Annotated in this window: 1 protein-coding gene; it reads right to left on the bottom strand. The window is 65.6% G+C overall.

All coding sequences use genetic code 11. The features are described 5' to 3' along the window. Positions 1 to 425: GntR family transcriptional regulator (locus tag Q3A80_RS31970; RefSeq protein WP_446332762.1), on the bottom strand; the 425-nt coding region annotated here is incomplete at both ends.

Below are 425 nucleotides of genomic sequence, written 5' to 3'. Positions count from 1 at the left end.
GTGAAGTCGAAATGCAGATGGAGCAGGCGCTGCCCTTCGCCGAGCAGCCGTTCGTAGTAGCCGACGAAATACGGGTTGTTCGCCGCGTGCGCGATCGCCATGTGCAGCGCCTTGTTGGTCTCCGACATCGCCTGGAAGTCGCCGCTCTCGACGGCTTCCATGTAGACGTCATCGGCCTTGCGGATCTTCGCGAGGTCGGCTTCGGAGCGCTGCGTGGCCGCGAGTCGCGTGACCGCGCGCTGGATCAGGTCGAGCGCCGAGATGTATTTCGGGAATTCCTCGATCTCGAACGGCGTGACGAGCGTCGTGCGGTTCGGCAGGATCGTGACGAGCCCTTCGCTGCTCAGCCGCGCGATGGCGTCGCGCACCGGCGAGCGCGACAGCCCGAACTGCGCGGCCAGCGAGATTTCGTCGAGCTGCACGCC

The organism is Burkholderia sp. SR8, assembly GCF_052851275.1.
This window is presented reverse-complemented; position numbering and strand designations above follow the sequence as displayed.